The organism is Streptomyces sp. NPDC032126, from assembly GCF_055580085.1.
Genome location: NZ_JBVIMA010000002.1, coordinates 721,900 through 740,208 on the forward strand (window position 1 = coordinate 721,900; position 18,309 = coordinate 740,208).

At 69.8% G+C, this 18,309-nt stretch carries 17 protein-coding genes and 1 pseudogene; 7 read left to right on the forward strand and 11 right to left on the reverse strand.

Going from position 1 to position 18,309, the window contains the following annotated elements:
• Positions 1–12 precede the first annotated feature (12 nt).
• The 6 genes from ACZ5NW_RS11800 to ACZ5NW_RS11825 form a co-directional block, all read right to left on the reverse strand.
• Positions 13–765 carry a TerD family protein gene (locus ACZ5NW_RS11800; protein ID WP_468743645.1) on the reverse strand — a complete coding sequence of 251 codons (753 nt, stop codon included), beginning with the start codon at positions 763–765 and terminating at the stop codon, positions 13–15.
• A 97-nt stretch (positions 766–862) separates the two neighbouring features.
• Complete coding sequence (locus ACZ5NW_RS11805) at positions 863–2,011, reverse strand: DUF475 domain-containing protein (protein ID WP_468743646.1); 1,149 nt, start codon at positions 2,009–2,011, stop codon at positions 863–865.
• Positions 2,012–2,090: 79 nt separating this feature from the next.
• A complete protein-coding gene (locus ACZ5NW_RS11810) occupies positions 2,091–2,666 on the reverse strand; it encodes a TerD family protein (protein WP_468743647.1) in 576 nt (191 codons plus the stop codon).
• 115 nt (positions 2,667–2,781) lie between these two features.
• The gene (locus ACZ5NW_RS11815) at positions 2,782–3,357 is read right to left on the reverse strand and encodes a calcium homeostasis/redox stress adaptation protein (protein WP_468743648.1); all 576 of its coding nucleotides are present in this window, start codon (positions 3,355–3,357) and stop codon (positions 2,782–2,784) included.
• A 113-nt stretch (positions 3,358–3,470) separates the two neighbouring features.
• Entirely contained in the window at positions 3,471–3,929 is a 459-nt protein-coding gene (locus ACZ5NW_RS11820; protein ID WP_468743649.1) for a peroxiredoxin, read from the reverse strand.
• 119 nt (positions 3,930–4,048) lie between these two features.
• Complete coding sequence (locus ACZ5NW_RS11825; protein WP_468743650.1) at positions 4,049–4,486, reverse strand: DUF3052 domain-containing protein; 438 nt, start codon at positions 4,484–4,486, stop codon at positions 4,049–4,051.
• 352 nt (positions 4,487–4,838) lie between these two features.
• Between ACZ5NW_RS11825 and aceE the strand changes: the two genes are divergently transcribed.
• Positions 4,839–7,571, forward strand: coding sequence for a pyruvate dehydrogenase (acetyl-transferring), homodimeric type (gene aceE, locus ACZ5NW_RS11830; RefSeq protein WP_468743651.1), 2,733 nt, complete (start codon positions 4,839–4,841; stop codon positions 7,569–7,571).
• 70 nt (positions 7,572–7,641) lie between these two features.
• Positions 7,642–8,412, forward strand: a complete 771-nt coding sequence (locus ACZ5NW_RS11835; RefSeq protein ID WP_468743652.1) for a potassium channel family protein — start codon at positions 7,642–7,644, stop codon at positions 8,410–8,412.
• A 9-nt stretch (positions 8,413–8,421) separates the two neighbouring features.
• Here the strand turns inward: ACZ5NW_RS11835 and ACZ5NW_RS11840 are convergent, their stop codons facing one another.
• The 3 genes from ACZ5NW_RS11840 to ACZ5NW_RS11850 form a co-directional block, all read right to left on the reverse strand.
• Positions 8,422–9,318, reverse strand: coding sequence for an RNA polymerase sigma-70 factor (locus ACZ5NW_RS11840; protein WP_468743653.1), 897 nt, complete (start codon positions 9,316–9,318; stop codon positions 8,422–8,424).
• A gap of 74 nt (positions 9,319–9,392) precedes the next feature.
• Positions 9,393–10,598: an NAD(P)/FAD-dependent oxidoreductase gene (locus ACZ5NW_RS11845; RefSeq protein ID WP_468743654.1), complete on the reverse strand. Its 1,206-nt coding sequence runs from the start codon at positions 10,596–10,598 to the stop codon at positions 9,393–9,395.
• A gap of 284 nt (positions 10,599–10,882) precedes the next feature.
• Positions 10,883–12,511: an MFS transporter gene (locus ACZ5NW_RS11850; RefSeq protein WP_468743655.1), complete on the reverse strand. Its 1,629-nt coding sequence runs from the start codon at positions 12,509–12,511 to the stop codon at positions 10,883–10,885.
• 66 nt (positions 12,512–12,577) lie between these two features.
• Here ACZ5NW_RS11850 and ACZ5NW_RS11855 point away from each other — a divergent pair, with 66 nt between their 5' ends.
• The 3 genes and pseudogenes from ACZ5NW_RS11855 to ACZ5NW_RS11865 form a co-directional block, all read left to right on the forward strand.
• Positions 12,578–13,204 (forward strand): TetR family transcriptional regulator, encoded by a 627-nt coding sequence (locus ACZ5NW_RS11855; RefSeq protein ID WP_468743656.1) that lies wholly within the window; start codon positions 12,578–12,580, stop codon positions 13,202–13,204.
• A 104-nt stretch (positions 13,205–13,308) separates the two neighbouring features.
• Positions 13,309–14,535, forward strand: a complete 1,227-nt coding sequence (locus ACZ5NW_RS11860) for an alpha/beta hydrolase (protein ID WP_468743657.1) — start codon at positions 13,309–13,311, stop codon at positions 14,533–14,535.
• Positions 14,536–14,602: 67 nt separating this feature from the next.
• Positions 14,603–15,295 (forward strand): annotated as a pseudogene (locus ACZ5NW_RS11865) (DUF4429 domain-containing protein); the annotation flags it as partial.
• Between the two features lie 12 nt (positions 15,296–15,307).
• Here the strand turns inward: ACZ5NW_RS11865 and ACZ5NW_RS11870 are convergent.
• Together ACZ5NW_RS11870 and ACZ5NW_RS11875 are read right to left on the reverse strand one after the other, a co-directional pair.
• Complete coding sequence (locus ACZ5NW_RS11870; RefSeq protein ID WP_468743658.1) at positions 15,308–16,324, reverse strand: aldo/keto reductase; 1,017 nt, start codon at positions 16,322–16,324, stop codon at positions 15,308–15,310.
• Complete coding sequence (locus ACZ5NW_RS11875) at positions 16,321–16,857, reverse strand: MerR family transcriptional regulator (RefSeq protein ID WP_468743659.1); 537 nt, start codon at positions 16,855–16,857, stop codon at positions 16,321–16,323. The genes ACZ5NW_RS11870 and ACZ5NW_RS11875 overlap by 4 nt, the downstream gene beginning before the upstream one ends.
• Positions 16,858–16,963: 106 nt before the next feature.
• Between ACZ5NW_RS11875 and ACZ5NW_RS11880 the strand changes: the two genes are divergently transcribed.
• The gene (locus ACZ5NW_RS11880; RefSeq protein ID WP_468743660.1) at positions 16,964–17,431 is read left to right on the forward strand and encodes a GNAT family N-acetyltransferase; all 468 of its coding nucleotides are present in this window, start codon (positions 16,964–16,966) and stop codon (positions 17,429–17,431) included.
• A gap of 18 nt (positions 17,432–17,449) precedes the next feature.
• Positions 17,450–18,286, forward strand: coding sequence for a serine hydrolase domain-containing protein (locus tag ACZ5NW_RS11885; protein ID WP_468743661.1), 837 nt, complete (start codon positions 17,450–17,452; stop codon positions 18,284–18,286).
• The last annotated feature ends 23 nt before the right edge of the window (positions 18,287–18,309 follow it).

Genomic DNA, 18,309 nt, shown 5'->3' on the forward strand with positions numbered 1-18,309 from the left:
GCTGTCTCTCGGCTATCTCTCCGCAGGGGACTTCTCGCCCTGGGTCTTGTAGCCGCGGCCCCACTGCAGACCCCAGCCGTACAGCCGGTCCAGCTCGGCCTGGAAGCCGTAGACGAAGCGCACCTCGCGCCGCACGAGCAGCTCGCCCTTCACGTTCTCGATCATCACCACCGCGCAGGACCGGGCCTGCGGATGCCGCTCGTCGAGGCCGATCTCGATGCGCGGTCCGTTGCTCGGGTAGAGAGTCACGATCGCGTGGGTGCGGTCGAAGGCCGGCGTCTGGTCGTAGATGTACACGAAGACCAGCAGGCGCTTGATGTCGTCCCGGTGGTCGAGGTTGACGTAGATCGTCTCGCCGGACGCCGAGCCGAACCGGTCGTCGCCGCTGAGCTTGACGTACGGCGGGGCGTTGACGTCGCCGAGATAGCCGCCGAGGGGCTGTACGACGCCCCGGGTGCCGTCCGCCAGCTCGTAGAGACAGCCCAGGTCGAGGTCGACGTTGACCATGCTCTGGCTGTGGCCCATGACCTCCGGCGGGCGCAGCGCCTTGAAGGGGTGCCGGAGCAGGCTGTCGCGCTGCGGCCCCCCGAAGTCGGACGTCCGCATCCGCCAGGTCAGGTTGATGCGGAGGTTGCCGGTGGCCGCTCCCTGCTTGGTCAGGGAGACCTGGTGGTGCCGTTTGGTCAGCTCGATCGCGTTGCTCGCCGCACTGCCCGAGTCGAAGTCGGCGGCCCGCCCGCTCCAGAACCCGTCGAACAACCCCATGTCCCGCCCCCACGTTCACCGATACGACATACGGGGCGGCCGGGAGGACATGTCCTCAAGGCCGCCCCGCTCAGAGCGTTCCTCGGTAAGAAGCTGATCACACCCCGGAGGAGACCTCAGTCTTCTCGTCCGAGCCCGCGGCTTTTCCCTCGGCTTCCGCGAGGGCGCGATTGCGTCGCACGGAGGACCAGAAGGACCAGCCGATCAGGACGACGCCGACGAGACCGGTGACGACCTCGTTGATCTCGTACTGGATGGTGACCATGAGGATCACGGCCAGCGCGCCGATCGCGTAGTGGGCGCCGTGCTCCAGGTAGACGTAGTCGTCCAGGGTGCCCTGGCGCACCAGGTACACGGTCAGCGACCGGACGTACATCGCGCCGATGCCCAGGCCCAGCGCCATCAGCACGATGTCGTTGGTGATGGCGAAGGCGCCGATCACGCCGTCGAAGGAGAACGACGCGTCCAGGACCTCCAGGTAGAGGAACATGAAGAACGCGGCCTGTCCGGCGAGGACGATCGCCGGCTTCTGCTTGCCGGTGCGCGCGGCCTCTTCCTCCTCCTCGTGCTCGCGCTCCTCCTCTTCCTCCAGCTTGTCCTCGAAGTAGCCCGAGAGACCGCCGACGATCATGTAGGTGATCAGGCCGGCGATTCCGGCGATCAGGACCGTCTGCGCCTTGTCGACGTGCGTGCCGCCGTGCTGGTGGGCGTGGGTGGCGAAGGTGAAGGAGGTGATGAGCAGGACGATCAGCGAGATGCAGACCGACAGCATGTCGACCTTGCCGAGCTTGGCCAGCGGGCGCTCGATCCAGCGCAGCCACTGGATGTCCCGGTCCTCGAAGATGAAGTCGAGGAAGATCATCAGCAGGAACATCCCGCCGAACGCGGCGATCGCCGGGTGCGCGTCGGTGACGAGTTCCTGGTAGCGGTCCTTGTTGTTCAGCGCGAGGTCGACGGCCTCGATGGGGCCCATCTTGGCGCTGATCGCGACGATCACGACCGGGAAGACCAGTCGCATACCGAAGACCGCGATGAGGACGCCGACGGTGAGGAAGATCTTCTGCCAGAAGGCGTTCATCTTCTTCAGGATTCCGGCGTTGACCACCGCGTTGTCGAACGACAGCGAGATCTCCAGGACGGAGAGGATAGCCACGATACCGAAGGCCTCCCACCCCCCGTAGAAGACCGCCGCGACCAGGCCGAGCGCGGTGACCGCGAACGACCAGCCGAAGGTTTTCAGAAGCACTGGCTACCCAATCGTGTGTGGGGGGCACCTCCCAGACGAAGTCTGGGGGAGGGTCTCCCCCGCGCCGTACTCGGCTTTTTTACGAAACGTTGACTCCGAAGTCTAGAGCGATGCCGCGCAGTCCGGACGCGTACCCCTGCCCAACGGCCCGGAACTTCCATTCGCCCTGGTAGCGGTAGAGCTCGCCGAAGATCATCGCGGTCTCGGTGCTGGCGTCCTCGCTGAGGTCGTAGCGGGCGAGCTCCTGGCCGTCGGCCTGGTTGACCACGCGGATGAAGGCGTTGCTGACCTGGCCGAAGGTCTGGCCGCGCTCGTCGGCCATGTGGATGGAGACCGGGAAGACGATCTTGTCGCAGTGGGCGGGCACCTTGGGGAGGTCGACCAGCAGCGACTCGTCGTCGCCCTCGCCCTCACCGGTGAGGTTGTCGCCGGTGTGCTCCACCGAGCCGTCGGGGCTCTTGAGCTGGTTGTAGAAGACGAACCACTCGTCCCCGAGGACCCGACCGCCGGCGCAGAGCAGCGCGCTGGCGTCGAGGTCGAAGGGGGCTCCGGTGGTGGAGCGCGCGTCCCAGCCGAGCCCGACCATCACCTGCGTGAGATTCGGCGCGGCCTTGGACAGGGAGACGTTTCCTCCCTTGGCGAGCGTGACGCCCATGATGCTGGTCCTCCCCTTGGTGGTGCCATGGTGCTGCTTCGGTTGTCCTGCGCGTCCGGCGCCGCCCCTAAACGGTGCGGCGCCGGACAGTACGGGCGGGGTGTCCCCGTCCGGATCAGACGTTGACGCCGAAGTCCTGGGCGATGCCGCGCAGGCCCGACGCGTAGCCCTGGCCGATGGCGCGGAACTTCCACTCCGCGCCGTGGCGGTAGAGCTCGCCGAAGACCATGGCCGTCTCGGTGGAGGCGTCCTCGCTGAGGTCGTAGCGTGCGATCTCGGCGCCGCCGGCCTGGTTCACCACGCGGATGAACGCGTTGCGCACCTGGCCGAAGGACTGCTGGCGGTTCTCCGCGTCGTAGATCGAGACCGGGAAGACGATCTTCTCGATGTCGGCCGGGACGGCGGCGAGGTTGACCTTGATCTGCTCGTCGTCGCCCTCGCCCTCACCGGTGAGGTTGTCGCCGGTGTGCTCCACCGAGCCGTCGGGGCTCTTGAGGTTGTTGAAGAAGACGAAGTTCGCGTCGCTGCCGACCTTGCCCGAGGCGTTCAGCAGCAGCGCGCTGGCGTCCAGGTCGAAGTCGGTGCCGGTCGTGGTGCGGACGTCCCACCCCAGACCGACGATGACCGCGGTCAGGCCGGGGGCCTCCTTGGTCAGCGATACGTTGCCGCCCTTGCTGAGGCTGACTCCCACGAGTCCTCCATTGGTGTCCAGGGGCGGGGAGCCCCGTCGTGCGTCGGATATCGGATCAACGATTCGATCCTAGTGACGGGTTCCCGCCCCCCGCAGTCCCTGGCACCGAAGAATCAGAGGGTGTCGAGCGCCTTGACGTACTCGCTCAGGTCACGGGCGTCCGGCAGGGCGTTGACGACGGTCCAGCGGACCACGCCCTCCTTGTCGATGACGAAGGTGCCGCGCACCGCGCAGCCCTTGTCCTCGGCGAAGACGCCGTAGGCGCGGCTGACCTCGCCGTGCGGCCAGAAGTCGCTCAGCAGCGGGTACTCCAGGCCCTCCTGCTCGGCGAAGACACGCAGGGTGTGGATGGAGTCGTTGGAGACGGCGAGCACCTGGGTGTCGCGGTCGGAGAACTGCGGGAGGTTGTCGCGCACCTCGCACAGCTCGCCGGTGCACACGCCGGTGAAGGCGAAGGGGTAGAAGAGCAGGACGACGTTCTTGCTGCCGCGGAAGTCCGACAGCTTCACGGTGGCGCCGTGGTTGTCCTTGAGCTCGAAGTCGGGGGCCTTCTCGCCGACCTGGATGGCCATCTCGTGGGTCCCTTTCGGTGGGGCTGTCCGGGTGAGAACACTTCAGACACACCCTACGCACCGGGGACGGCGCACCAACGGACGGGCTGGCCGGAACCAGCCCGTCCGGGGAGCCTTGTCTATCGCTTGGACTTGGCCGCCTTCGGGGTCGCCAGCCGGCTCCCGCTCCAGTCCTTGCCCACACTGACGCTCTTGGCGGCCGTGAGGCCGGCGGTCGTCGCGGCTTCCGAGATGTCGCTCGGCTCCACGTACCCCGCACGGCCGGTCTTCGGCGTGAGGAGCAGGATCGCGCCGCCCTCTTCGATGTACGTGGTGGCATCCACCAGCGCATCCGTCAGGTCGCCGTCGTCGTCACGGAACCACAGCACAACGGCGTCGGCCACGTCGTCGTATTCCTCGTCCATCAGGTCGCCTTCGATGACTTCCTCGATGGCCTCGCGGAGCTCCTGATCGACGTCGTCGTCGTAGCCGATCTCCTGGACCACCTGCCCGGGCTGGAACCCCAGCCTGGCGGCAGGGTTCGTCCGCTCCTCCGCGTGGTCCGCGGTCGCGCTCACGGGTTGCCTCCTGATCATGTCTTGGGAATAACTCAGCCACGCGCGTGCGCGAAGCATTGGCCGTAGTCCACACGGGCGGGACGGATCGCGCAAGTACCCGGCGGTTCAGACCGCCGAAACGGTGACGATCCCGGCCGTCTCGGCGCAACTCCAGGCACACGGCAGGTACGGATGGTGACGCACACCACACCTTTCTGCCCTGTTTGCGCGTTTGGGAATCATCCCAGGGTACGGGGCCCTGGTTACCCCATAGTAGAGATGACGTTTGCCTCCCCGAGGTACACGATGGGGGACGGTGCAGGAATACCGGAAAGTGGCCCCCGCGGGTGCCCTCTGACAGGTAAGGAACAGCGTGGCTTCCGGATCCGATCGCAATCCGATCATCATTGGCGGCCTTCCGAGTCAGGTACCTGACTTCGATCCCGAAGAGACCCAGGAGTGGCTCGACTCCCTCGACGCCGCCATCGACGAGCGCGGGCGGGAGCGGGCGCGCTATCTGATGCTCCGGCTGATCGAGCGGGCCCGCGAGAAGCGCGTCGCCGTGCCCGAGATGCGCAGCACGGACTACGTCAACACGATCGCCACCAAGGACGAGCCGTTCTTCCCCGGCAACGAGGAGATCGAGCGCAAGATCCTCAACGCCACCCGGTGGAACGCGGCCGTGATGGTCTCGCGCGCCCAGCGGCCCGGCATCGGCGTCGGCGGCCACATCGCCACCTTCGCCTCCTCCGCGTCCCTCTACGACGTCGGCTTCAACCACTTCTTCCGCGGCAAGGACGAGGGCGACGGCGGCGACCAGGTCTTCTTCCAGGGCCACGCCTCGCCGGGCATCTACGCGCGCGCGTACCTGCTCGACCGGCTGAGCGAGCGGCACCTGGACGCGTTCCGCCAGGAGAAGTCGAAGTCGCCGTACGGCCTGTCCTCCTATCCGCACCCCCGGCTGATGCCGGACTTCTGGGAGTTCCCGACCGTGTCGATGGGCCTCGGCCCCATCGGCGCGATCTACCAGGCGCGCATGAACCGGTACCTGCACGCGCGCGGGATCGCGGACACGTCCAAGTCGCACGTCTGGGCGTTCCTCGGCGACGGCGAGATGGACGAGCCCGAGTCGCTCGGCCAGCTGACCATCGCCGCGCGCGAGGGCCTGGACAACCTGACCTTCGTCGTCAACTGCAACCTCCAGCGCCTGGACGGGCCGGTGCGCGGCAACGGCAAGGTCATCCAGGAGCTGGAGTCGGTCTTCCGGGGAGCCGGCTGGAACGTCATCAAGCTGATCTGGGACCGCTCCTGGGACCCGCTGCTCGCCCAGGACCGCGACGGCGTGCTGGTCAACAAGATGAACACCACGCCGGACGGCCAGTTCCAGACCTACGCGACGGAGACCGGCGCCTACATCCGCGACCACTTCTTCGGCGACGACCACCGGCTGCGCGCGATGGTCCAGAACATGTCCGACCACCAGATCCTGATGCTGGGTCGCGGCGGTCACGACCATCGCAAGATCTACTCGGCCTTCAAGGCGGCCGTCGAGCACCGGGGCCAGCCGACGGTCATCCTCGCCAAGACGGTCAAGGGCTGGACGCTGGGCCCGAACTTCGAGGGCCGCAACGCCACGCACCAGATGAAGAAGCTGACGGTCGCCGACCTCAAGGGTTTCCGCGACCGGCTGCACCTGCCGATCTCCGACAAGGAGCTGGAGTCCGGCCTGCCGCCGTACTACCACCCGGGCCGGGACTCGGAGGAGATCCAGTACATGCACGACCGGCGCAGCTCGCTCGGCGGGTACGTCCCGACGCGCGTCGTCCGGTCGAAGCCGCTCGCCCTGCCGGACGACAAGACGTACGCGACCGTGAAGAAGGGCTCGGGTCAGCAGTCGATCGCCACGACCATGGCGTTCGTCCGGCTGCTCAAGGACCTCATGCGGGACAAGGAGATCGGCAAGCGGTTCGTGCTGATCGCGCCGGACGAGTACCGCACGTTCGGCATGGACTCGTTCTTCCCGAGCGCGAAGATCTACAACCCGCTCGGCCAGCAGTACGAGGCGGTGGACCGCGATCTGCTGCTCGCCTACAAGGAGTCGCCGACCGGCCAGATGCTGCACGACGGCATCTCGGAGGCCGGCTGCACGGCCTCGCTGATCGCGGCGGGCTCGGCCTACGCCACGCACGGCGAGCCGCTGATCCCGGTCTACGTCTTCTACTCGATGTTCGGTTTCCAGCGCACCGGCGACCAGTTCTGGCAGATGTCGGACCAGTTGGCGCGCGGTTTCGTCCTGGGCGCGACCGCTGGGCGTACGACCCTGACCGGTGAGGGGCTCCAGCACGCCGACGGCCACTCGCAGCTGCTGGCATCGACGAACCCCGGCTGTGTGGCCTACGACCCGGCGTTCGGCTACGAGATCGCGCACATCGTGCGGGACGGGCTGCGCCGGATGTACGGCCCGGACAGCGAGGACGTCTTCTACTACCTCACCGTCTACAACGAGCCGATCCAGCACCCGGCCGAGCCGGAGAACGTGGACGTCGAGGGCATCCTGAAGGGCGTCTACCGCTTCAGCGAGGGCCCCTCGGGGGCGATCCCGGCGCAGATCATCGCGTCCGGCGTGGCCCTGCCCTGGGCGATCGAGGCGCAGGGGATCCTCGCCGCGGACTGGAACGTGAAGGCCGATGTGTGGTCGGCGACCTCGTGGAACGAGCTGCGGCGCGAGGCCGTGGAGACCGAGCGGCACAACCTGCTGCACCCCGAGGAGGAGCAGCGCGTGCCGTATGTGACGCGCAAGTTGTCCGGCGCGCAGGGGCCGTTCGTCGCCGTGTCCGACTGGATGCGGTCGGTGCCGGACCAGATCGCGCGCTGGGTGCCCGGGACGTACCAGTCCCTCGGCGCCGACGGCTTCGGCTTCGCCGACACCCGCGGGGCGGCCCGCCGCTTCTTCCACATCGACGCCCAGTCGATCGTGGTGGCGGTGCTGACCGAGCTGGCCAAGGAGGGCAAGGTCGACCGGTCCGTGCTCAAGCAGGCCATCGACCGGTACCAGCTGCTGGACGTCTCGGCGGCCGATCCCGGGGCCGCCGGGGGCGACGCGTAGCGCTTGACGCACTCAGGGGTGGTGGAGCTGTCGACTCCACCACCCCTTACTCGTTCTTTACGATGCGAGCATGCGCGAACGAACGGCACGTACGGCTCAGGACCGGTGGGAAGAGCGCAGCCAACGGCCGCTGCTGGCGCTCGCCCTGGTCTTCGCGGCCGCCTACGCCGTACCGATCGTGGACACCTCCGCCGGACACTCCCTGACGGCCGCGTGCACCGTGGTCGAGTGGGTGGTGTGGGGGGCGTTCGCCGTCGACTACGGGGTGCGGCTGACCCTCACGGACGACCGGCGGCACTTCGTGCGCACCCACTGGCTGGACCTGTGCGCGGTGGTGGTGCCGCTGGTGCAGCAGCTCAGACTGCTGCGGCTGGTCTCCACGCTGATGCTGGTGGGCCGGCGGGCGCGGATGGCCACCCAGATCCGGGTGACCACCTATGTCGCCGGAGTGGTCGTCGGACTGCTGATGTTCGGGTCGCTGGCCGTGCTGTCGGTCGAGCGGGACTCCCCGGACGGGAACATCCGCACGCTGGGTGACGCCCTGTGGTGGTCGTTCACCACGATGACCACGGTCGGCTACGGCGACCACGCGCCGACCACCGGCCTCGGGCGGATCATCGCCGTCGGCCTGATGCTCTCCGGCATCGCCCTGCTCGGTGTCGTGACCGCGAACATCGCGGCGTGGTTCATCGAGCGCTTCGAGAAGGACGATGTGGAGGAGCGGGCCCAGACCGAGGCGATCCGGGCCCTCACGGAGGAGGTACGGGCCCTGCGGGCGGAGGTGGCGGCGCTGTCGGGGACGGCGCCGACCCGGCCGGTCGCGGAGGAACAGGCCCGCTGAGCGGGGCCGTCAGCGCAGCGTGAGCGCGGTCTCGGAGGCGATGCGCGTCAGCTTTTCCGGGTTGCGGACGTAGTAGAGGCCCGTGATGCGGTCGTCCTCCACACGGAAGGCCATGACGCCGTCGGTCTCGCCGTCCAGGCTCACGACGAGGGCCGGGCTGCCGTTGACCACGGTGATGTCGAAGCCGACGGCGGCCTTGACCTTGCCGATGCCGCCGATCATGTAGCGGGCCACCTTGTCGGCGCCGAGGATCGGACGCGGTGCGGCCTGCTTGAAGCCGCCGCCGTCGCCGATGAGGACCACCTCGGGGGCGAGGACGCCCAGGAGGCCCTGGATGTCCCCGGTCTCGATCGCGAGCCGGAACGACTCCAGGGCCCTGCGGGTCCGGCTCGCGGAGACCGCCTCGCGCGGGCGGCGGGCCTCGACGTGCTGCCGGGCGCGGTGCGCGATCTGGCGGACGGCGGCCGGGGTCTTGTCGACCGCCGCCGCGATCTCGTCGTAGCCGACGTCGAAGACCTCGCGGAGCACGAACACGGCGCGCTCCGTCGGGGTCAGCGTCTCCAGGACGAGCATGAGCGCCATCGACACGCTCTCGGCGAGTTCGACGTCCTGGGCCACGTCCGGCGCGGTGATCAGCGGCTCGGGCAGCCAGGGGCCGACGTACGCCTCCTTGCGGCGCGTCATGGTGCGCAGCCGGTTGAGCGCCTGGCGGGTGGTGATCCGGACCAGGTAGGCGCGCCGGTCCTGCACCTGGGCCAGGTCCACCTCGGCCCACCGCAGCCAGGTCTCCTGGAGGACGTCCTCCGCGTCGGCCGCCGAGCCGAGCATCTCGTAGGCGACGGTGAAGAGCAGATTGCGGTGGGCGACGAACGTCTCGGTCGCCGGGTCGGTGGCGTGCTCGCTCATGTCTGGATCGATCCCTCTCATGGCTCGGTGCGCGGCCGGACGTCTTTTCGGATCCTGCCAGGTCGAAGAGCGCGCTACGCCACCTTTTCGGCGGCCGTCGGCGTCGACTCGCGCCCGTTGCGCAGGAGTTCCTGGCGGTGGGGGCCTCCGGAGACGCGGTGCAGGCGGTAGCCGCCGGGGTTGTCCGCCTCGTCGGCCAGGTGCTTGACGATGCCCTGGCACACGAACTCCTTGAGCTTCGCGCCGGGGCGGCCGCCGATGTGGAACCACAGGGCGACGTCGTAGCGGTGGGCGAACTGGAAGATGCCGGCCCGTCGGCCCAGGCTGATGCACTGCCCGGCGAAGGCCTGGTTGAGGGGCGCCGGCTGCTCGCCGTCGATCCGGCTGAGGACCGTGTCCGCGGCTCGCGCGCCCAGCGGCATGGCGGCCTGGCAGCTCATCCGCAGCGGCAGGTCCGACGGCGCCGCCGAGTCCCCGGCCGCGACGATCCGTATGTCGTCCACGCTGGTCAGGGTCTCGTCGGTGCGCAGCCGGCCCTCGGCGTCGGTGCTCAGTCCGCTGCGCACGGCCAGGTCCGGCACACCGAACCCGGCGGTCCACACGGTCACCTCGCTCGGCAGCTCACGGCCGTCGGCCAGCCGTACGGCGGTGCGGGTCACGGCGGTCACCTTCGTGCCGGGGCCGTCGAGCACGCTGACACCGAGCCGGGCGAGCTGGCGGGCGACCGAGCGGCGGCCCCGGCGGTGCAGATAGGGGCCGAGCTGCCCGCCGCAGACCAGGGTGACGGCACGGCCGGCCTCGGCCAGCTCGGCGGCGGTCTCGATCCCGGCGGGACCGGCTCCGACGACGGTCACGGGGGCCGTGGCGGACGCGGCGTCGAGGGCGAGCCGCAGCCGCTCGGCCTCCTCCAGGGTGGCGGCCGGGTAGCCGTACTCCGCGGCGCCGGGCACGCGCTGGTCGGCGCTGCCGCTGCCCACGGCGTAGATCAGGTAGTCGTAGCCGAGCGTTCCGCCGGACGCCAGTGTCACGCCCCGCTCCTCGGCGTCGATCCGGGTCACGCTGTCGACGACCAGCCGCACGCGCTCGCCGAGGACGTCCCGGTAGTCGACGACCGCGTCGTCGGTCCCGCCCACCAGCTGGTGCAGCCGGATCCGCTCGACGAAGGTCGCACGCGGGTTGATCAGCGTCACGGCCACGTCCTCGCGGCCCGCCAGGCGGTTGGCGGCCATGACCCCGGCGTACCCGCCGCCGATCACGATGACCTCGGTGCTCTCACTCATGACGTCTCCTCGTGGTGGGGATTCGCCCTTGAGACACCGAGCAGGAGCCAGGCGTGACACGATGTGACTCACGTCACTTATCGACGCCACGCCGGCCGCGGGCCACGACGCGCCGCCCCCCTCCGGCAGCGCGCCGCAGGCCGTGGCGTGACCCACTGTGACCTGCGGCGCACATCCCAGGCGAGAGACCTTTAGCGTTCTCACCCTGATAGGGGAAATCGCGTTGACGTCCCGTCAGAGACGCACGTGAGGCGCATGACAAAGACGCACGTCAGAGGCGCACCTCAGATGTGCGCCGCCCCCGCACCCGCCTCCGCGTTCTCGCCGCGCTTGGTCAGCAGGGCGACGAAGACCGCCACGACCGCGACACCGCAGGCGACCAGCGAGGCGAGGCTCATGCCGGAGATGAAGGTGTCGTGGGCGACGTCCGCGATCTTCGCGGCGACCGCCTCGGGGGTGCCCTTGGCGACCGGCGGCACACCGACCTGGACGGCCTCGGAGGCCTGGTCCACCTGGGCCGGGGTGAGCGGCGGGAGGCCCGCGTCCTTCCAGTTGCCGGGCAGGTCGCCGTCCACCTTGGAGGCCATCACGGCGCCCAGGACGGCCGTGCCGAGGCTGCCGCCGATCTGCATCGCGGCCTGCTGAAGACCACCGGCGACGCCGGACAGCTCCATGGGCGCGTTGCCCACGATGACCTCGGTCGCGCCGACCATGACGGGCGCGAGACCGAGGCCGAGCAGCGCGAACCACAGCGACATCACGGCGCTGCCGGTGTCCGTGTCCAGCGTGGACATGCCGTACATGGCGATCGCGGTGGCCGCCATGCCGCCGGCCAGCGGTATACGCGGGCCCAGCTTGGTGATCATCGCGCCGGCCAGCGGTGAGCCGACGATCATCATGCCGGTGAGCGGCAGCAGGTGCAGACCGGCGTCGATGGGGCTCATGCCGTGCACGTTCTGGAGGTAGAACGTCACGAAGAACAGGCCGCCCATGAAGGCGATGGCCATCAGGACCATGAGCACGACACCCGCCGACAGCGGGACCGAGCGGAACAGGCCGAGCGGGATCAGCGGCTCCGCCACCCGCGTCTCCCACCAGGAGAACGCGACGAAGCCGATCACGGAGGCGGCGATGAAGCCCCAGGTCCTGGCGTCGCCCCAGCCCCAGTCGGGGGCCTTGATGAGCGCCCAGACGAGGCAGAACATCGCCCCGGACAGCAGGGCGATGCCGAGCAGGTCGAAGGAGCGCGGCGCGTTCTCGGCGCGGTGGTCGCGCAGGATGAGCACGCCGAGGACCAGGGCGAGGACGCCGACCGGCACGTTGATGAAGAACACCGACTGCCAGCTGACGTGCTCGACCAGGACACCGCCGAGGATCGGGCCGCCCGCGGTGGAGGCGCCGATGACCATGCCCCAGATACCGATGGCCATGTTCAGCTTCTCGGCCGGGAAGGTGGCCCGCAGCAGGCCCAGCGCGGCCGGCATCAGCAGCGCGCCGAAGAGCCCCTGGAAGACACGGAAGGTGACGACGAGCCCGATGGTGTCGGACAGGCCGATGGCGCCCGAGGCGGCGGCGAAACCGACGACACCGATCAGGAAGGTCTGGCGGTGACCGAAGCGGTCGCCGAGCTTGCCGGCGGTGATCAGGGAGACCGCGAGGGCGAGGAAGTAGCCGTTGGTGATCCACTGGACCTGCGCGAACGTGGCGTCGAGGTCCTTCTGGATGGCGGGGTTGGCAATGGCCACGATGGTGCCGTCGAGGGCCACCATCATGACCCCGACCGCGACGGTGATGAGGGTGAGCCACGGGTGGCCCCGCAGCCCCTGGACGGGCGGGTGCTCCGACGCCGCCGCCGTCACCTTGTCCGCCGTGCCCCCCGACCCCGTGGTGTCGATGGTGGTCTGACTAGTCATACGTTCGAGGCTAGTGACAGTCGCTGACAGTTGACAAACGATTTCACAAGCCGGTAACTGACATCTATGCGAACACTGCGCGAGCGCAAGAAACAGCGCACCCGGGAGGCGCTGCTGCGGGCCGCGCTGGAGCTGTTCACCGCCCAGGGCTACGAGCAGACCACCGTCGACGAGATCGCCGAAGCCGTCGAGGTCTCCCAGCGCACCTTCTTCCGTTACTTCGCGAGCAAGGAGGAGGCCGCCTTCTTCGTCCCCCGGCTCACCGAGGCCCACTACCTGGAGGCGGTACGGCGGCGGCCGCCGCACGAGGCCCCGCTGGAGGCGCTGCGCCAGGCCGTGCTGACGAGCTGGGACGACATCGGCGAGGCCATCGAGGAGTACATCCCGATCGAGCTGCACCTACGGGCGTACCGGATGATCGAGTCGACGCCGGCGCTGCTCGCCGCCCATCTGCGCCGCTCGGCCGAGCTGGAGGAGCGGATCGCCCGGGTCATCGCCGAGCGGGAGGGGATCGACCTCGCCACGGACCCGCGCCCGCGCCTGGTCGTGGCGGTGTTCAGCGGAGTGATCCGGGTCGCCGAGCGGATGTGGTCGGCGGAGGGCGCCCTCAGCGTGGAGGCGATGCGGGAGCTCACCGCCCGCTACCTCGACGAGGTCGGGCCGGCGTTGATGGGGAACTGGCGTACGCCCTGACCCCCTGTGTCCGAACGCCTTGCCCCCTCTACCACGGTACCGAAACGTGATCCCCGTCACTTGATTCACCCGAGACCCCGCCGTTCTCCTAGTGTGTCCTCCCAGTGACTTCCTTCGACACCTCCCCACAGCTCAACGTCTGGCGCGCCCTGCTGGCGCTGGCCGTGGTGTTCGTGATGCTGGCGACCACCGGCTGGACCGCCCTGCGTCACCAGCACACCACCACGCCCCTCCAGGCGTCCCGGTCCGCCTGGGAACACGGCAGCCTCGACGGGCGCCCACTCCCCGGCCCGGACGAGTCCCCCACCCGCCTGGCCCGCTTCTTCGCCGGCCTCACCGCGACGCAGCGCGCCTCGCTCGCGCAGCGCTATCCCCTCGCGGTCGGCAACATGAACGGCGCCCCCGTCACCCTGCGCTACCGCGCCAACCGGATCGCCCTGGCGCAGGCCGTGGCGACCGAGCGGGCCCGCACGCACGACAGCAGACTCACGCCCTCCGGCCAGCGCGAGGCGAGCCGCCGGATGCACCGCTTCGAGTCGCTGGGCAGCCCGCGCCGGCAGATGCTCGCCTTCGACCCCGAGGGCTCCGGCCGCGCCGCCGAGGTCTTCGGCGACCTGGACCGGGCCGAGCGGATCTCCGTCGTCGTCCCCGGCGTCGACACCGATCTGCTCACCTTCCAGCGCACCAACCGCAAGTACTCGGCGCCCGTCGGCATGGCCGAGGCGCTGTACACGGCCGAGCAAGAGGCCCGGCCCGGCACCCGCACGGCCGTGATCGCCTGGGCCGACTACACCTCCCCCGACGGCCTCGGCATCGACTCGGCCACCGGGCTGCGCGCCCAGAACGGCGCGGTACGCCTGAACGCGCTGCTGCGGGCCCTGCCCGGCGGCGCCCCGGTGTCGATGTTCTGCCACAGCTACGGCTCGGTGCTGTGCGGCGTGGCCGCGCACGCGATGCCGGAGCGGGTGGCCGACATAGCCGTCGCCGGCAGCCCCGGCATGCGCGTGCACAACGCCGCCCAGCTGCACACCTCCGCCCGGGTGTGGGCGATGCGGGACGCCGACGACTGGGTGCAGGACGTGCCGTATCTGGAGCTCGGCGGGCTCGGACACGGCGAGGACCCGGTGTCGGACGGGTTCGGGGCGCGCGTGCTGTCCGCCGAGGAGGCCGAGGGCCACGCCGGCTACTTCCAGCCCGGCACGGACAGCCTGCGCAACTTCGCCGACATCGGCACTGGCGCGTACGACTCGGTGGTGTGCGCGCACGAGGACGACGGGGACGACAGCTGCCGGGCGGGTTTGTCCGGCACGACGACGGTCGGACGCGCGTAGAGACAGCAGGAATTGCGGTCTGCGCGGAGAGGGGACGAAAGTGCGTGTCCCACATACGATGGCCCGCATGGGTGATGTACTGGCCGGATTTCATGCCACCTGGGAGTTCGAGTCCGACTCCGTCCTCATCCGTTACGAAAGGGGCCTGCGCACACCCAAGTTGCTCTCGGCACTGGGGGAACGGCGGATTCCGCTGGCCGCGCTGGAGTCGGTGACGCTGGAGCCGGGCAAACGGGGCACGGTCGTCCTGCGGGCCGTACCGCGGCCCGGGGCCGATCCGCTGATGGAGGCGGCGGCCGAGCAGCTGAAGGAAGGGTGCGATCCGTACCGGCTGGTGCTGCCGAGGGACCGGGAGTTGCTCGCCGAGTACTACGCGGACGAGCTGAAGGGGCGGCTGACCGAGTCCGGACCGACGGATCGTTTTCTCGTGGAGGCGCCGGGTGCGCCCCTGTCATTCAAGGCCTATGACGCGAAGGCGTCGTTCGACGGGCGCACCGTGCGGTTCCGGTGGTTCTGGACGGGGGCGTCGTCGGCCAAGTGGAAGGCGGGCGACCAGAGTTTCGCCGTGTCCGAGCTGGGTGACGTGGAATGGCGGTCGCCCGAGCTGTTCGAGGGGTATCTGCGGCTGCGGCGCCGCGGGGAGAACCAGCAGCAGCCGGCCCTGGCGGACCAGGATCCGGCTGCTGTGGTGTTCGGGCTGGGATACGGCGTGGTGCACGAGTCGCTGCCGTTCGCGGCGGCGGTGCTGGCGGCCGTGCGCGGGCGGTGAGGGCTACTCGCGGCCGGCGGACGTGAACGACATGTCGGCGTAGCGGTCTCCCGCCACCTTGCCCGCGATCGGCTCCAGCGTGGCCAGTTCCTCCCGCGTCAGCTCGATCGTCGTCGCCCGGACGTTCTCCTCCACCCGGCTCGGCTTGCGCGTGCCCGGGATCGGGACCAGGGGGAGGTCGTGGACCGTCGCCTGCTGCTGGACCCAGGCCAGGGCGATCTGGGCCGGGGTCGCGTCATGGGCCTTCGCGATGGCGCGGATCGGCTCCAGGAGGGCCGCGTTGGCCGCCGCGTTCTCCCCGGTGAAGCGGGGCTGATGGCGGCGGAAGTCGCCGGAGGTGAGGTCCGTGTCGGCGTTGCTGAAGGAGCCGGTGAGGAAGCCCCGGCCGAGCGGGGAGTACGGCACGAGGGTCGCGCCGAGTTCCCGGACCGCCGGGACCACGTGCGCCTCGATGTCCCGGCTGAACAGGGACCACTCCGACTGGACGGCGGCGATGGGGTGCACGGCGTGGGCCGCGCGCAGCTCGTCGGCCGTGACCTCGCTCAGGCCCAGCTGCTTGACCTTGCCCTCGCGGACCAGCTCGGCCATGACGCCGACGGTCTCCTCGATCGGCACGTTCACATCGCGCCGGTGCATGTAGTAGAGGTCGATGGTCTCGACGTCGAGCCGCTTCAGGCTCGCCTCGATCGCCTCGCGTATGTAGGGGGCGTCGTTGCGGACGACACGGCGGCTCGGGTCCTCCGGCGGGATGTGCAGGGCGAACTTGGTCGCGATGACGAGTTCGTCGCGGTGGGCCTTGAAGAACGGGGAGAGGAAGCGCTCGTTCTCACCGGCGCCGTACGCGTCGGCGGTGTCGTACAGGGTGACGCCCAGTTCGAGGGCGCGCTCCAGGGTGGCCCTGGACTCCTTCGCGTCCGCGGGGCCGTAGGCGAAGCTCATGCCCATGCAGCCGAGGCCCTGGACGCCGACCTCGGGGCCGTCGCTGCCGAGACGCGTCGTCGGAATCCTGGTGTCGCTCATCGATCGATGGTCCTTTCCGCCTCAAAGGCGTTCATTTCGCGGGCTGTTGCTTCGCGGGCTGTCGCTTCGTACGCGCGGGTGGCGTCCGTGTAGAAGGTGATCTTGCGGTCGAGTACGGCGAGGGTGTCCTGGAGTTCGGCGATCCGTTCCTGGACGTCGCGCCGGGTCGCCTCCAGCAGCGCGCACCGCTCGCCATAGGTGTGGTCGCCCTCGCGCACCAGCTCGGCGTAGCGGACCATGTCGGCGACCGGCATGCCGGTCAGCCGCAGCTTTCCGACGAGGTCGAGCCAGTCGAGGTCGCGGTTGCTGTAGCGGCGCTGGCCGGTGTGCGAGCGGTCGACATGGGCCATCAGGCCGATGCGTTCGTACCAGCGCAGGGTGTGCGCCGTCAGGCCGGTGAAGGCGACGACCTCGCTGATCGTGTAGCTGTCCTGCCCCTCGGGGCGCGGGTGGCGCGGCGGCGGGGCGGAGCAGACGTCGACGCGGCTGGAGGTTTGCTCGGTGGTCACGGGCCTGGTCTGCATCACCGTCATGACCCCAACGCTATGACCTTCGAGTGTGCTCGAAGCAAGCTTCGGGCAAGGGGCCCGGTAAGAAATCGGCAGGACAGCACTCCCCGATGTAAGTACCGTAGGGGGCATGAGACCAGTACGCCGCGCGGAGCCGCGGGACGCCGAGGAAGTGCTGCGCCTGCGCCAGGTGATGATCGACGCGGTCCGGGACGAGGCGGCGGCCGACTGGCACGCGCAGTCGCTGCCGACCCTGCGCGAGCGGCTCGGCGAGCCGGAGGGGGACTTCGCCGCGTTCGTCGTGGACCACCCCGAGCGGCCGGGGGCCCTGGCGGCTGTGGTGGCCGGGACGATCGAGTACCGGATCGGGCGGGCGGGCCATCCGCACGGCACCGCCGGCTTCGTCTTCAGCGTGGCGACCGACCCGGACGCCCGGCGCCGCGGGTACGCGCGCGCGTGCATGGAGGCCCTGCTGGAGTGGTTCCGCGACCGCGGCGCCGGCTACGTCCACCTCACGGCGTCCGCGCAGGCCGAACCGCTGTACGCGTCGATGGGCTTCACCCGCAAGCCCGACCCCTTGATGGAACTGGCGCTCTGAGACCTTAGGCTCGACCGCATGTCGCTGAAGAGTCTCGCCTTGATCGAGAAGTGGCCGGTTCCCTCCGCCGCGGCGGGGGTCGTGCGGGCCGACGGTACCGTGCTCGGCACCCATGGGCCGGTCGGGCAGCGCTTCGCGCTGGCCTCGGTGACCAAGCCGCTCGCCGCGTACGCCGCGCTCGTCGCGTACGAGGAGGGGGCGGTCGAGCTGGACGAGCCGGCCGGGCCCGCCGGCGCGACCGTACGCCATCTGCTCGCGCACACCTCCGGGCTGGCCTTCGACGAGCACCGGGTGACCGCGCCGCCCGGGGAGCGGCGGCTGTACTCCAACGCCGGTTTCGAGCAGCTCGGCGACCACATCGCCAAGGCGACGGACATCCCGTTCGCGGAGTATCTGCGCCAGGCGGTCCTGGAGCCGCTGGGCATGACGGCCACCGCCCTGGAGGGCTCCCCCGCCAAGGACGGCGTGTCCACCGTCGAGGATCTGCTGCGGTTCGCGGCCGAGGTCCAGGCGCCGCGCCTGCTGGACCCGCGCACGGTGGCCGAGGCGATGACCGTCCAATACCCGGGCACCAAGGGCGTGTTGCCGGGCTACGGCCATCAGAACCCCAATGACTGGGGCCTGGGATTCGAGATCCGCGACTCCAAGTCCCCGCACTGGACGGGCAGTTCGTCCTCGCCGCGCACCTTCGGACACTTCGGGCAGTCCGGCACCTTCCTGTGGATCGACCCGACCGCCGGGCTCGCCTGCGTGGCCCTGACCGACCGTGCCTTCGGCCCCTGGGCGGTCGAGGCGTGGCCGCCCTTCACGGACGCCGTGCTCGCGGAGAGCGGGACTTGGGTCGGCGGCAGCTGACGCCCTGGGCTAACCTCCCTCTG